The 13,533-nt window shown below is 65.4% G+C and carries 13 protein-coding genes; 6 read left to right on the top strand and 7 right to left on the bottom strand.

Features of this window, described 5'->3' with window-relative positions:
- Window positions 1-5: 5 nt before the first annotated feature.
- Window positions 6-482, top strand: a complete 477-nt coding sequence (locus KF780_09850; protein MBX3562100.1) for a type II toxin-antitoxin system RatA family toxin — start codon at window positions 6-8, stop codon at window positions 480-482.
- Here KF780_09850 and KF780_09845 read toward each other — a convergent pair.
- Complete coding sequence (locus KF780_09845; GenBank protein MBX3562099.1) at window positions 428-961, bottom strand: CinA family protein; 534 nt, start codon at window positions 959-961, stop codon at window positions 428-430. The genes KF780_09850 and KF780_09845 overlap by 55 nt on opposite strands.
- Window positions 958-2,118, bottom strand: coding sequence for a bifunctional 2-C-methyl-D-erythritol 4-phosphate cytidylyltransferase/2-C-methyl-D-erythritol 2,4-cyclodiphosphate synthase (locus KF780_09840; protein ID MBX3562098.1), 1,161 nt, complete (start codon window positions 2,116-2,118; stop codon window positions 958-960). Before KF780_09840 ends, KF780_09845 begins: the two co-directional genes overlap by 4 nt.
- A 63-nt stretch (window positions 2,119-2,181) precedes the next feature.
- Here KF780_09840 and dusB point away from each other — a divergent pair, with 63 nt between their 5' ends.
- The 5 genes from dusB (at window position 2,182) to hflX (ending at window position 8,804) form a co-directional block, all read left to right on the top strand.
- Entirely contained in the window at window positions 2,182-3,180 is a 999-nt protein-coding gene (dusB, locus tag KF780_09835) for a tRNA dihydrouridine synthase DusB (GenBank protein ID MBX3562097.1), read from the top strand.
- 183 nt (window positions 3,181-3,363) lie between these two features.
- Window positions 3,364-5,514 (top strand): HAMP domain-containing protein, encoded by a 2,151-nt coding sequence (locus KF780_09830; GenBank protein MBX3562096.1) that lies wholly within the window; start codon window positions 3,364-3,366, stop codon window positions 5,512-5,514.
- Window positions 5,515-5,519: 5 nt separating this feature from the next.
- Window positions 5,520-6,911: a sigma-54-dependent Fis family transcriptional regulator gene (locus KF780_09825; GenBank protein ID MBX3562095.1), complete on the top strand. Its 1,392-nt coding sequence runs from the start codon at window positions 5,520-5,522 to the stop codon at window positions 6,909-6,911.
- 82 nt (window positions 6,912-6,993) lie between these two features.
- Entirely contained in the window at window positions 6,994-7,491 is a 498-nt protein-coding gene (gene hfq, locus KF780_09820) for an RNA chaperone Hfq (GenBank protein ID MBX3562094.1), read from the top strand.
- Window positions 7,488-8,804 (top strand): GTPase HflX, encoded by a 1,317-nt coding sequence (gene hflX, locus KF780_09815; GenBank protein ID MBX3562093.1) that lies wholly within the window; start codon window positions 7,488-7,490, stop codon window positions 8,802-8,804. Before hfq ends, hflX begins: the two co-directional genes overlap by 4 nt.
- A gap of 152 nt (window positions 8,805-8,956) precedes the next feature.
- Here the strand turns inward: hflX and mazG are convergent, their stop codons facing one another.
- The 5 genes from mazG to metG all read right to left on the bottom strand — a co-directional run bounded on the left by mazG (window position 8,957) and on the right by metG (window position 13,499).
- The gene (gene mazG / locus KF780_09810; protein MBX3562092.1) at window positions 8,957-9,718 is read right to left on the bottom strand and encodes a nucleoside triphosphate pyrophosphohydrolase; all 762 of its coding nucleotides are present in this window, start codon (window positions 9,716-9,718) and stop codon (window positions 8,957-8,959) included.
- Window positions 9,719-9,795: 77 nt separating this feature from the next.
- Window positions 9,796-10,401: a TIGR02281 family clan AA aspartic protease gene (locus KF780_09805; protein ID MBX3562091.1), complete on the bottom strand. Its 606-nt coding sequence runs from the start codon at window positions 10,399-10,401 to the stop codon at window positions 9,796-9,798.
- The gene (locus KF780_09800) at window positions 10,398-11,162 is read right to left on the bottom strand and encodes an MBL fold metallo-hydrolase (GenBank protein ID MBX3562090.1); all 765 of its coding nucleotides are present in this window, start codon (window positions 11,160-11,162) and stop codon (window positions 10,398-10,400) included. Before KF780_09800 ends, KF780_09805 begins: the two co-directional genes overlap by 4 nt.
- On the bottom strand, window positions 11,162-11,935 hold the full coding sequence (locus tag KF780_09795; GenBank protein ID MBX3562089.1) for a TatD family hydrolase: 774 nt from the start codon (window positions 11,933-11,935) through the stop codon (window positions 11,162-11,164). Before KF780_09795 ends, KF780_09800 begins: the two co-directional genes overlap by 1 nt.
- A 4-nt stretch (window positions 11,936-11,939) precedes the next feature.
- The gene (gene metG, locus KF780_09790) at window positions 11,940-13,499 is read right to left on the bottom strand and encodes a methionine--tRNA ligase (protein MBX3562088.1); all 1,560 of its coding nucleotides are present in this window, start codon (window positions 13,497-13,499) and stop codon (window positions 11,940-11,942) included.
- Window positions 13,500-13,533: the final 34 nt, after the last annotated feature.

Below are 13,533 nucleotides of genomic sequence, written 5' to 3'. Positions count from 1 at the left end.
GCCCGATGCCCCGCCATACCGAAACCCGGAACCTGCCCTACGCGCCGGAGCAGCTCTTCGATCTCGTCGCCGATGTCGGCCGCTACCAGGAGTTCCTGCCCTGGGTCGCCGCGACCCGGGTCCGCTCGAACAGCGAGACGGAAATGGTCGCCGACCTCGTGGTCGGCTTCAAGGCGCTGAAGGAGACCTTCACCTCGCGCGTGAAGAAGGACCGGCCGCACGCGATCGCGATCGACTATATCGAAGGGCCGCTCAAATATCTCCATAACGAATGGGGCTTCCGGCCGGACGGGAAGGGCGGCACCTTGCTCGACTTCCAGGTCGATTTCGCCTTCCGCAACCGCCTGTTCGAGGCGCTGGCCGGCACGATGTTCGATACCGCGCTCCGGCGCATGATCGGCGCCTTCGAGGCGCGCGCGCACGAACTTTACGGCCGCGGGCTCCCCGGCAGCAGCAATTCGAGCGCGCAGAGCGCCGCCTGAAGCCGGATCCCGGCCCGGCCGAGATCGCCGAATTCCTTGAGATCCGCGACCGGCTCGTCCGTGCCCGCGTCCTTCTCGGCCCGGGCGAAGACGACGGTGCCGACCGGCTTCTTCTCCGATCCGCCGCCCGGCCCGGCGATCCCGGTGATCGCCACCGCCACATCGGCGCCGCTCTTCTCCAGAGCCCCCTGCGCCATCGCCCAGGCGCAGGCCACCGAGACGCTGCCGAACGTCTCGATCACTTCGGAGCTGACGCCGAGCAGGTTCATCTTCGCCTCGTTGGCATAAGTGACGAAGCCCGCCTCGAACACGTCGGAGCTGCCCGCGATCTCGGTCAGCGCGGCGGCGACCAGCCCGCCGGTGCAGCTCTCGGCCACCGCGACATGACGGCCCGCGGCGCGATTCTCCTCGATCACGCGCCGGGCGAGATCGACCAGTTCCTGCGGTAGCAGATACGGGCGGGCGGGCGCGTCGGTCATATATCCTCTGGCAATCGGATCGTCGCCACCGCCTGCGCGGCAATGCCTTCGCCGCGCCCGGTGAAGCCGAGCCGTTCGGTGGTAGTGGCTTTCAGGCTAACCTTCGACACCGGCAGCCGCAACAGCCCGGCGATCGCCTCGCGCATCGCCTGCCGATGCGGCCCGATCCGGGGCGCTTCGCAGATGATCGTGACATCGACATGCTCGATCCGTCCGCCGGCTTCCACGATCAGGTCGCGGGCATGTTCGACGAAGCGGGAGGAAGGCGCGCCGCGCCATTGCGGGTCGCTGGGAGGGAAATGATCGCCGATATCGCCGGCGCCCAGTGCGCCGAGCAGCGCATCGGTCAGCGCATGGAGCGCGACATCGGCATCGCTATGGCCCTTGAGTCCCTTGTCGTGCGGGATGAGCAGGCCGCCCAGCCAGAGCTCCTCGCCGGCGACCAGCGCATGGACGTCGAAACCCAGGCCGGTACGCACGCTCCACGCCGCTGCGAGCCGCACCTCGGCCCGATCGAAATCGGCCGGGTGGGTGAGCTTTTCCAGTGCGGAGTCGCCCTCGACTATGGCGACGGACAGCCCCGCCGCCCGCGCGACCTGCGCATCGTCGGTCGCTTCGTCGCCCGACCAGTCCGCATGGGCCTGCAGGATCGCATCGAAGCGAAACGCCTGCGGCGTCTGCACCCGCACCAGCCCGTCGCGCGCCACTGTCTCCCCCAAAGCCGCGTCGGCACGCGCCAGGGTGTCCACGACGGGCAGGGCAGGGACCGCGCCGTCGTCCTCGACAAGCGCATCCAGCAAGCGGTCGATCACCTCGGCCGGCAGGAAAGGGCGCGCCGCATCGTGGATCAGCACATGGGCGACATCGTCGCCGGCAATCGCCGCCAACCCGTTCCAGACCGACTCGCGGCGGGTCGCGCCGCCGATCACGGACGGGGGGAGGGTAAGCGCTCCGATCGCCTCGACATAAAGCGCCTCCTGTCCCTCGCCGATAACGACGCGTATCTCGTCGATCCGGGGATGGCGCAGCCGGTCAACGGCGTGGGCGAGCAAGGCGCGCCCGGCGATCCGGCGATATTGCTTGGGGGTTTCGCCGCCGGCGCGGACGCCGCTGCCCGCCGCCACCACCAGTGCGATCGTCTTGCCCCCGGAAGCCATGCGGCGGTCCCTAGCGGAGCCGAAACTTGCCCGCCAGCGCCTTTCACCCTATTTCGCGCGGCCATGAGCCGCCTCGCGCCCATCCAGATCGGTCCGGTCCGCATCGAAACGCCCGTGATCCTGGCGCCGATGACGGGCGTGACCGACATGCCCTTCCGGCGGATCGTGAAGCGGTTTGGCGCGGGTCTGACCGTCACCGAGATGATCGCCAGCCAGGCGGCGATCCGCGAGACGCGCCAGTCGCTGCAGAAGATGGAGTGGGACCCGAGCGAAGAACCCGTCTCGATGCAACTCGCGGGCTGCTCTCCGAAGGAGATGGCGGAGGCCGCGAAGCTCAACGAGGAGCGCGGCGCGGCGATCATCGACATCAATATGGGCTGCCCGGTGAAAAAGGTGGTCAATGGCGAGGCCGGCTCCGCGCTGATGCGTGATCTCAGGATGGCGTCGCAAATCATTGACGCAACGGTGAAAGCCGTCAACGTGCCGGTGACGCTCAAGATGCGGATGGGCTGGGATCGTGACAGTCTCAACGCTCCGGAACTGGCGCGGATCGCCGAGGATCTGGGCGTGCGGATGATCACCGTCCACGGCCGTACCCGCTGCCAGATGTACAAGGGGCAGGCGGACTGGGCGTTCATTCGCCAGGTGAAGGACGCGGTCTCGCTACCGATCATCGCCAACGGCGACATCAACACGCTCGACGATGTCGATGCCGCGCTCGCCCAGTCCGGGGCGGACGGAGTGATGATCGGTCGCGGCGCCTATGGTCGGCCTTGGCTGCTCAGGCAGGCGATGCACTGGCTGAAGCATGGCGAGCGCCTGCCGGACCCGAGCCTCGACGAGCAATTCGCCGTGATCACGGAGCAATATCAGGCGATGCTGGAGCTGTACGGCCCCCAGATCGGCGCCAATTGCGCGCGCAAGCATGTCGGCTGGTATACGAAGGGCCTGCCCGGGTCGGCGGAGTTCCGCAACGCGTTCAACAAGGAGCCCGATTCGGTCCGCGCTCTCGCCATGTTGCGCGATTTCTACGCTCCTTGGCTAAGCAGGGCTGCCGCCTAACAACGAAACGCCTTCCTGCGAAGGCGGTTTCAGAAAAATGACTGTGTTCTTTGGGCCACATTGTTGTGCTAGAGCCTCAGTGTGAGCGCCGACGCAGCGATTCCCTCCAGGGCCCGGGCCAGATGGCGGCGCCGCCTCGCGGTTGTGCTGCGCCGTCGTTCCTTCGTTCCGCTGATCGAAGCGATGGCGCTGATCGCCCTGATCGCGACAGTGACGATCAGCTATTTCACATTCCGGCAACAGGGTGAGACCGGCGCCTTACTGACGCCGGCGATGGTCGCGACTCTGCTGGTGGCCAACCTGGTGCCGGCGATGGCCTTGATGGTGCTCGTCGCCCGAAGGCTCGCCAAGCGACGCGCAGCACGAAGCGGGCTCGGCATGAGGAGCCGGCTGCCCGTTCGGCTCGTCGCGATCTTCTCCGGCATTGCTGCCGTACCAACGCTGCTGGTGGTGATTTTCGCTTCTCTGCTCTTCCAGTACGGCGTCGAATTCTGGTTCTCCGACCGGGCGCGCGGGATGTTGGAGAACGCGGCCAGCCTGGCGCAGGAAAATTACGATCGGGAAGTGGAACGCGTCGGCCTTGAAGCGCTGACCATGAGCGGCGACCTTGCCGGATATCTCGAGGAAGTCCCGATCGACAGCATCAATTTCGCTCAGGCCATCGGGGGGCAGCTCTATGTCCGCAACCTGTCCGAAGCGGTGGTGTTCCGCCTGACGTCCGACAACAACATTCAATCGCTGGTGCTGGTCAATCCCTATGACCGGGATCTCGCCCGGGACATCGATCCGCGGATTCTCGCGCGCATCCAGCCGGGCCGTTCCGTACCGATCGTCAACAATGATCGCTTCGCGGCGGTGGTGGCCCTTCCGTACGGAGAGCGCAACTACCTCTATGTTGCCAGGGTCTTCGAACCCGAGCTGGCGAGCCAGCTCCGGCGCGGCGGAGCCGTGCTCCAGGACTATGAGACGCTGGTCAACCGGTCGCGTGATCTCCAGCTGCGTTTCAACGTCGCCCTGTTCGCGCTGTCGCTGCTGATCGTCGCGCTGGCGATCTGGATCGCGCTGACGCTGGCCGATCGGCTGGTCCGTCCAGTCGGCCAGCTCGTCGATGCGGCGCGCCGCGTTGCCGGAGGCGATCTGTCCACGCGGGTGGCTCCATCCGACACCGGAGACGAAATCGCAGCGCTTGGCAACGCCTTCAACCGGATGACCCGGCAGATAGAGGAGCAGACCGGTGCGCTGGTCGCCGCCAATGCCCAGCTCGACAACCGCCGCGCGTTCACCGAGGCCGTGCTCTCGGGAGTCACGGCCGGCGTCATCTCCGTCGATGACGACCATGTCGTAAGGCTGATCAACAGCTCGGCCGAGGCTCTGCTGAAGACGGGCGGGAAAAGTCCGGTCGGCCAGAAGCTCGCCGATCTCGCGCCCGAGCTTGATCGTCAGCTCGCCGCCGAGGAGCGCGAAGATGTCATCCAGCTTTCCTCCGGCGGTGAACCGCGGACGCTCGCGCTCAAGACGGTGAAGGTCGAAGGGGGGCATGTGCTCACCTTCGACGACATCACCGAGCAATTGCTCGATCAGCGTCGCGCCGCCTGGTCCGACGTCGCCCGGCGCATCGCGCACGAGATAAAGAATCCGTTGACACCGATCCAGCTCGCCGCCGAGCGCCTTCAGCGCCGCTATTCCGACGAAGTGACGTCCGATCCGGCGACGTTCGAACGGCTGACCGGCACAATCGTGCGCCAGGTCGGCGATCTCAGGCGAATGGTGGACGAATTCTCTTCATTCGCGCGCATGCCCAAACCAACCTTCCGCGAAGAGCCGCTGACCGAGGTCGCGCGCCAGGCATTATTCCTCCACGAGATCGCGCACCCGGACATCGCTTTCGTGCTGGATGCACCCGACCCATCGCCCATGCTGGTTTGCGATCGCCGGCTACTCGGCCAGGCGCTGACCAACGTCGTCAAGAACGGTGTCGAAGCCATTCAGCAGCGACGCGAGGAGCAGGGAGAAAGAGCCGGCGGCGACAGCATCGGAGTGACCCTGCGAGTCGAGAAGGGAAGAGCGGTGATCGAAATCGCCGACAGCGGTATCGGCTTGCCGGCCGAACGAGGACGCATCACCGAACCCTATATGACGACCCGCACGAAGGGTACCGGGCTCGGCCTCGCCATCGTCAAGAAAATCGTCGAGGAGCATTTCGGCCAGATCGAGTTCGCCGATGCCGCAGGGGGGGGTGGCACTCTGGTGCGACTCCAGTTCGATGTGGACACGTTGGCGCGGCTCGGCGTGACGACCAGCAGATATTCGGAAGATAGCTTGGCAAGTGGCTGATTGATATGGCTTTGGACATTCTCATCGTCGATGACGAACAGGACATTCGGGATCTCGTTTCCGGTGTGCTGGAAGACGAGGGCTTCTCGACTCGCACCGCGGCGAACAGCATGGAAGCGCTGCAGGCCTTGGCCGATCGGCGGCCCTCGCTGGCATTGCTCGATGTCTGGTTGCAGGGATCCAAGCTGGACGGACTCCAACTGCTCGAGGAAATCAAGCGACGTGACCCCACGCTGCCCGTGTTGATGATCTCGGGCCACGGCAATCTCGACACCGCGGTGGCAGCGATCCGGCAAGGGGCGGTGGACTTCATCGAAAAGCCGTTCGAGGCCGGACACCTCGTCCACCTCGTCACGCGCGCCACCGAAACCGAACGGCTTAAGCGCGAGAATGAAGCGTTGCGCCAACAGATCGGCCATGAAACCGAACTGACCGGGGCCAGCGCGGCGATCAACAATGTGCGCGCGACGCTCAAGCGCGTGGCGGCGACTGGCAGCCGCGTACTGATTTCCGGACCGGCGGGCGTCGGCAAGGAAGTTGCGGCGCGACTGATGCACAATTGGAGCCCTCGCGCGCGCGCGCCCTTCATCGTCGTCACCGCGGCGCGGATGACGCCGGAACGGGTCGAGGAAGAATTGTTCGGCGTGGAGGAGGGGGGCGAGCTTTTTCGGCCGGGCCTGCTCGAACAGGCGCATGGCGGCACGCTCTTCCTGGACGAAATCGCCGACATGCCGGTATCGACGCAGGGCAAGATCCTGCGCGTGCTGACCGATCAGAGCTTCACCCGGGTCGGCGGCAAGCGGACCGTCAAGGTCGACATGCGCGTCGTTTCGTCGACTGCACGCGAGCTGCCGGCCGAAATCGCCGCCGGCCGCTTCCGGGAAGACCTCTACTACCGGCTCAACGTCGTGCCGGTGCACCTGCCGGCGCTCGCCGACCGGCGTGAGGACATTCCGGCGCTGGTCAGCCAGTTCGCGGCGCGCTACGCATCCGACCAGCGCGTGGCGACGCCGGCGATATCCGACGATGCGATGGCGGCGCTGCAGACCTATGACTGGCCCGGCAATGTCCGCCAGCTGCGCAATGTCATCGAGCGGACGATCATTCTCGCGCCCGGGGAGCGGATCGGCAGCATCGATATCGACATGCTGCCACCCGAAATCCTGAGCGATCAGGCGCAGCTCACGCCGGGCGAGGCAGTGAAGGCGATCATGGGAACTCCCCTGCGCGAAGCGCGCGAGACGTTCGAGCGCGAATATCTCAAGGTGCAGATTCGCCGTTTTTCCGGCAACATCTCGCGCACCGCCAATTTTATCGGCATGGAGCGTTCCGCGCTGCATCGGAAATTGAAGGCGCTCGGCCTTGGTGATACGCGCGGAGAGGGTTCTGATCAGTAACCGCCCGGCGTGGCGCGTATCGCCGCGACGTGATAATCAACACAGCAAGGTCCGTTGGGGGCGGATCCGGGAGAGAAAGAATATGGCCGACAAGGTCAACAACCTCCAGGACATGTTCCTGAACAGCCTGCGGCGCAGCAAGACGCCGGTGACGATGTTCCTGGTGAAGGGCGTCAAGCTGCAGGGGATCATCACCTGGTTCGACAATTTCTCGGTGCTGCTGCGCCGGGACGGGCAGGCGCAACTCATCTACAAGCATGCGATCTCGACGATCATGCCGGCCCAGCCGATCGACCTCGCCGAGCTGCAGAAAGCGTTCGAGGAGCAGCAGGGCAAGAAGGCCCCGACTTTGCTGCAGGAGGTTTTCCTCTCCGCCGTGCGCAAATCGGGCGAGCCGGTGACCATGTTCCTCGTGAACGGCGTGATGCTCCAGGGGGAGGTCGCGGCCTTCGACCTGTTCTGCATGCTGCTCGAACGCGACGGGCTCAGCCAGCTCGTCTACAAGCATGCCATCTCCACCGTACAGCCCGAAAACCCGGTCGATCTGACGGGATCGCAGGACGAGGAGAGCGACGCCTGAGCGTTTTCAATCGGGGGTCGGATGAAGAGTTTGCGCGCGGCGCCCGGGCGGTCATCGCATTGCCCGACATGGGCGGCGAGGCGCGGCGCGATGTCTCCGCACGACTGGACGAGGCGGCGGGACTGGCCGAAGCGATCGGCATCGCGGTCGAGGACCGGCTGCACCTGAAGGTGCGCGCTCCGCGTCCGGCCACCCTGTTCGGGTCGGGCCAGGTCGACCGAATCGCCGAGGCGCTCGTGCAGGCCGAAGCCGAGCTGCTGATCGTCGATGCCGCGATCACACCGGTCCAGCAGAAGACTCTGGAGGACAGGACCAAGGCCAAGGTGATCGACCGCACCGGCCTCATCCTCGAGATTTTCGGCGAGCGGGCGGCGACTGCGGAGGGGCGGTTGCAGGTCGAGCTCGCCCATCTCGACTATCAGGCCGGGCGGCTGGTGCGATCCTGGACCCACCTCGAGCGGCAGCGCGGCGGCTTCGGCTTCCTGGGCGGCCCCGGCGAGACCCAGATCGAGGCCGACCGGCGGATGATCCGCGACCGGATGGCGAAGCTGCGGCGCGAGCTCGATCAGGTCGCCCGCACCCGCACGCTGCATCGCGCCCGGCGGCAGCGCGCGCCCTGGCCGGTGATCGCACTGGTCGGCTATACCAATGCCGGCAAATCCACCCTGTTCAACCGGCTGACCCGCGCCGAGGTGATGGCCGAGGATCTGCTCTTCGCGACACTCGATCCGACGATGCGCGAGATCGCCTTGCCCGGCTTCGACAAGGCGATCCTGTCCGACACGGTCGGCTTCATCTCCGACCTGCCGACCCAGCTCGTCGCCGCGTTCCGCGCGACGCTGGAGGAGGTGATCTCGGCGAATCTCATCGTCCATGTCCGCGACATCTCCCATCCCGACAGCGACGCCCAGTGCGCCGATGTCGAAGCGGTGCTGACGGAGATCGGGGCGGGGGAGTCGGTGCGGATCGAGGTGTGGAACAAGATCGACGCGCTGGACGGGGAAGGGGCCGAACGGGTGCAGGCCGAGGCGGCGCGGCGCGAGGATGTTGCGGCGATATCCGCCTTGACCGGGGCGGGGACGGACGACCTCCTGTCGCTGCTCTCCGCCAAGCTGCGCAAGGACGCGCAAACGCGCACGATCGTCGTGCCGGCGTCGGACGGCGAGCTGGCCGCCTGGCTCCACGCCAATGGCGAGGTGCTGAGCCATGATTATGAAGGGCTGGAGAACCGATTCGTGGTCCGCCTTTCCGAAGCCGACTGGCAACGATTCCGGGCCCTGCACAAGCAGGGTGGGGACCGAGCTGGAAGTTGACGAACCTGACGCTACGCGGGGGAGGCACCGCCCCTCCCGAACAGGGTTCACGACCGTCGAAAGCCGGAAGAAGCGGCCGAGGCCGAAGGAGTGATCCGCATCCCGCGCCATCCGTTCAGGGTGACACAGGATTTCCTACATTGAAAGCGTGGCTAGACCCTCGCCTTGGCGGCTTGCCACAGCGATTCCAGCTGGTCTAAATCCATATCTTTCATAGTTTTATCAGTTATTTCTTCCATTTTACGAAAGCGCCGCTCGAAACGCGCATTGGCATCGCGCAGGGCCGCTTCGGGATCGACGCCGAGATGGCGGGCATAATTGACCGCGGAAAAGAGCAGATCGCCGATTTCGGCGGCGCGCTCCGCGTCGCTCTCGGCCTGCGCGATCTCCGCCAGTTCCTCATCGATCTTGGCGCGCGGCCCGGCTGCGTCCGGCCAGTCGAAGCCGACGCGCGCGGCGCGCTTCTGGATTTTCTCGGCGCGCTTCAGGGCGGGGAGGGCGAGAGCGATGCCGGCCAGCGCGCTCCTGTCAACCTTCGCTCCGCGCTCCTCTGCCTTGATCTCTTCCCACATATGATGCCCGCCTTCGGCCGCCTGGCCGAACAGATGCGGATGCCGGCGCTCCATCTTGTCCGAAATCGCCGTCACAACATCTTGAAAATCAAAGCTTCCTTGCTCTTCGGCCATGCGCGCGTGAAACACGACTTGAAGCAGCAGATCGCCAAGCTCGTCCTTCAAGTCCGCCAGATCGCCGCGCGCGATCGCGTCGGCCACCTCATAGGCTTCCTCGAGCGTATAGGGCGCGATTGTTTCGAAGGTCTGGACGCTGTCCCATTCGCAGCCGGTCGCCGGATCGCGCAGCCGCGCCATGATCGCCAGCAGCCGCGCGATGGGGGGGGCCTCTTTCTCAGGCATTATAAAGTCCGATAATATACATTATGTAAAATATATTCACCTCTCCCTCAGGGAGAAGCATGGAAAGCACCACCGTGTCACGTCCGCAGCACCAGAATTCTCCCCTCTACGCGCCAGGCGGACAAGGAGGACAGGAAGTTCATGCCGATCACGTTCGTGTCGTCCCGCGCCGCGTCGGAAATGTGCACAGCCAGGTTCCGACGCTCAATCGATCCGACGCGAAAGCTCTCGATGCGGCCGCGGTCAACGGTGATCATGCCGTTGGCTGTCTGGACCATCACACCGAAACCCCCCGACGGCTCGACGCCGGCCCGCAGGGCGGAAGCACGCGACAGGCTGGTCGTCGTGGCGCCGCTGTCGATCAGGAAGCGCATCGACCGGCCGTTGACCTCAGCATTGACCCAGAAATGGCCATCGGCGGACTGGCGGACGCGCAACTCGCCGCCTTCGCCTGCCTTCTGCTCGACCGCACCGCCGCGTACTTCGATCATCATCCGGTCGCCAAGCACGAGGAATTCGTCCTTGAATGTGAAGATGATGAAGAACGCCGCGAAGATCAGGATCCAGCCGGCGAACATCTTGAACCCGTCGGCGATCGGGATACGCCGTACCATCAGCGCGCTGCCGACCAGGACGAGCACGAGCAGCAGATAGAGGGCGCTGACCGCCTGATCGCCGTTCACAGCTCCACCTCCATTCCGTCATAGCCGGGCTCGACTCCCGGCGGCAGCTCGCCCAGCAGAGTGCGGTAATCCATGCTGTTGTCCATATGCGTCAGCACCGCGCGCTTGACGCCGAGCTGGCGCACCCATTCGAGCGTGTCCGCCAGATGGGCGTGGGTGGGATGCGGCCGGCGGCGCAGCGCATCGACGACCCACAGGTCGATGCCTTCGAACAGACAGGCCATCTGATCGGTCAAGCTGTTGAAATCGGTGGAATAGCCGATCGACACCCCGCCCGCGTCGAAGCGCAGCCCGGCACTGGTGATCTCGCCATGCGGCTGATCGACCGTGCGCATCGAAATGCCGCCCAGATTGATGTGATCGGGGAGGAGATGGCCGGTCACGACCGCCGGATAACCGCCCTTCCCCTCGAACGCATAGCCGAAGCGCCGCTTCAGCTTGTCGAGCGCATAAGGGCGCGCATAGCCGGCCACGGGCCGCCCGCGGGCATGATAGAGCTGCCGAAGATCGTCGATGCCGTGGCAATGATCGGCATGGTCGTGCGTCCACACCACCGCCTCGATATCGGTCACGCGCGCGTCGAGGAGCTGCTCGCGCAGGTCCGGGCTGGTATCGACCAGGATCCTGGCATTGCCGTAACCGACCAGGATGGAGACGCGGCGGCGGCGATTCTTCGGCTCATGCCGATCGCATTGGCCCCAATCGTCCCCCACCCGCGGCACGCCGGACGAGGTGCCGCAGCCCAGGATCCGCACCCACATCAGATCGCCTTCGCGAACAAGGCGTGGAAATTGGCGGTCGTGGTTTCGGCGAGCCGCTCGACGCTCTCGCCGCGCAGCTCGGCGAGGAAGCGCGCCGTGTCCGCGACGAAGGCCGGCTCGCACGGCTTGCCGCGATGGGGCACGGGCGCCAGGAACGGCGAATCCGTCTCGATCAGCAGCCGGTCGGCGGGAATGGCGCGCGCCGCCTCCTGCAGATCGCGGGCGTTCCTGAACGTCACGATGCCCGAGATCGAGATATAAAGACCGAGATCGAGCACCTTGTCGGCGAAATCCCGGCTCGCCGTGAAACAGTGGATCAGCGCCGGATAGCGACCCTTCCCCATCTCGTCGGCGAGGATCTCGTATGTGTCCTCCTCCGCATCGCGGCTGTGGACGATGAGCGGCAGTCCGGTCTCGCGCGACGCGGCGATATGGGCGCGGAAGCTGCGCCGCTGCCGTTCGCGGTCCGAATGGTCGTAATAGTAATCGAGGCCGCTTTCCCCGATGCCGATCACCTTGGCATGCTTGGCCTTTTCGACCAGCATGACGGTATCGACGTCCGGATGGGCGTCCGCCTCGTGCGGGTGGATGCCGATCGACGCCATGACGTCATCCTCGCGCTCGGCGACCGCGATCACCGCGTCCCACTCCGACGAACGCGTCGAGATATTGAGCATCCGCGAGACGCCGGCGGCCCGGGCCCGCGCCAGCACGGCGGGCTGATCCTCGATCAGGCCCTTATAGTTGAGGTGGCAATGGCTATCGACGAACATGTCCTCAGCTTTCCGCCGGCGCTTCCAGCCTGGGAAAGATAGGTTTGGGCGGCACCAGCGTGGCGCCCGACGCGGCGATGCGGGCATAGCCCTCCGCGTCCGCGAGCGCGGCGAAATCGCGTTCGCCGGCCGGAATGCCCATCATGTCGAGCACCGCGCCGGCCGACGCCGGGATGACCGGCTGGATCGCGATGGCGAGATCGCGGATCGCGGCGCACAGCGTGGCGAGCACGGCGGTCATCCGCTCCGGATCGGTCTTCTTCAGCGTCCAGGGCGCCTCGGCATCGATATATTGGTTGCAGGCGAAGACGGCGCGCAGCCAGGCCTCGATCCCCTGCGCCAGCGCCAGCGCCTCGAACTGCTCCGGCAATTCGCGCGCCACCGCGTCGCGCACCGCCTTCAGCAAGGCGGCATCGACCGGGGCAGGTTTGCCGCCATGCGGGAGAGTTCCGTCACAATTTCTTGAAATGAATGAGAAAGTCCGCTGCACCAGATTGCCGAAGCTGTTCGCCAGATCGGCATTGACCTTGGCGACGATCGCCTCGGCGCTGTAGCCGCCATCCTGGCCGAACGTGACCTCGCGCAGCAGGAAATAGCGGAGCTGATCGACGCCGAACGCATCGACCAGATCGATCGGATCGACGACATTGCCGAGGCTCTTCGACATCTTCTCGCCCCGGTGGAGCAGGAAACCGTGGCCGAACACCTGTTTCGGCAGTTCGATGCCCGCCGACATCAGGAAGGCCGGCCAATAGACGGCGTGGAAACGGATGATGTCCTTGCCGATGATATGGACGTCGGCCGGCCAGTAGCGGGCGAAGCGCTCGGCATCGTCCGGATAGCCCGCGCCGGTCAGGTAATTGGTCAGCGCATCGACCCAGACATACATGACATGATCGTCGCTGCCCGGCACCTTCACGCCCCAGTCGAAGCTGGTGCGCGAGATGGAGAGATCGGACAGGCCGCCCTCGACGAAACGCATCACCTCGTTGCGGCGGCTTTCCGGTCGGATGAAATCGGGATGGTCGCGATAATAAGCGAGCAGCCGGTCCTGATAGGCGGACAGCCGGAAGAACCAGCTTTCCTCGACCGTCCATTCGACGAGCGTCCCCTGCGGGGACAGGCGCTCGCCGGTATCCGCGGTGACGAGCTCCTTCTCGTCGTAATAAGCCTCGTCGCGGACCGAATACCAACCCTCGTAGCGATCGAGATAGATGTCCCCATTGTCGGCCATCGCCTGCCAGATCGCCTGGCTGGCCTTGTGATGGGCCAGCTCGGTCGTCCGGATGAAACGATCGAACGAGATGTTCAGCCGCTCATCCATCGCACGGAAATGAGACGACATTTCCTCGGCCAGTGCGGCGGGCGTGGTATCCCGCTCGCGCGCCGCCTGGGCCATTTTCAGGCCATGCTCGTCGGTGCCGGTCAGGAAGAAGACGTCGCGGCCCTTCAGCCGCTGGAAACGCGCGATCGCGTCGGTCGCGATCGCCTCATAGGCATGGCCGATATGCGGCTTGCCGTTCGGATAGCTGATCGCGGTGGTGATGTAGAAAGGCTTTGGCATCGCCATAGCGCCTAGCGGGGTTGCCGGGCGCGAT

This window comes from Sphingomonas sp., from assembly GCA_019635535.1.
GTDB lineage: Bacteria > Pseudomonadota > Alphaproteobacteria > Sphingomonadales > Sphingomonadaceae > Allosphingosinicella.
This window is presented reverse-complemented; position numbering and strand designations above follow the sequence as displayed.

Bases quoted from the DNA above. Each gene is read 5' to 3' on its own strand.
- KF780_09850 (MBX3562100.1), top strand. From the start codon at position 6: ATGCCCCGCCATACCGAAACCCGGAACCTGCCCTACGCGCCGGAGCAG.
- KF780_09845 (MBX3562099.1), bottom strand. From the start codon at position 961: ATGACCGACGCGCCCGCCCGCCCGTATCTGCTACCGCAGGAACTGGTC.
- KF780_09840 (MBX3562098.1), bottom strand. From the start codon at position 2,118: ATGGCTTCCGGGGGCAAGACGATCGCACTGGTGGTGGCGGCGGGCAGC.
- dusB (MBX3562097.1), top strand. From the start codon at position 2,182: ATGAGCCGCCTCGCGCCCATCCAGATCGGTCCGGTCCGCATCGAAACG.
- KF780_09830 (MBX3562096.1), top strand. From the start codon at position 3,364: ATGGCGCTGATCGCCCTGATCGCGACAGTGACGATCAGCTATTTCACA.
- KF780_09825 (MBX3562095.1), top strand. From the start codon at position 5,520: ATGGCTTTGGACATTCTCATCGTCGATGACGAACAGGACATTCGGGAT.
- hfq (MBX3562094.1), top strand. From the start codon at position 6,994: ATGGCCGACAAGGTCAACAACCTCCAGGACATGTTCCTGAACAGCCTG.
- mazG (MBX3562092.1), bottom strand. From the start codon at position 9,718: ATGCCTGAGAAAGAGGCCCCCCCCATCGCGCGGCTGCTGGCGATCATG.
- KF780_09800 (MBX3562090.1), bottom strand. From the start codon at position 11,162: ATGTGGGTGCGGATCCTGGGCTGCGGCACCTCGTCCGGCGTGCCGCGG.
- KF780_09795 (MBX3562089.1), bottom strand. From the start codon at position 11,935: ATGTTCGTCGATAGCCATTGCCACCTCAACTATAAGGGCCTGATCGAG.
- metG (MBX3562088.1), bottom strand. From the start codon at position 13,499: ATGCCAAAGCCTTTCTACATCACCACCGCGATCAGCTATCCGAACGGC.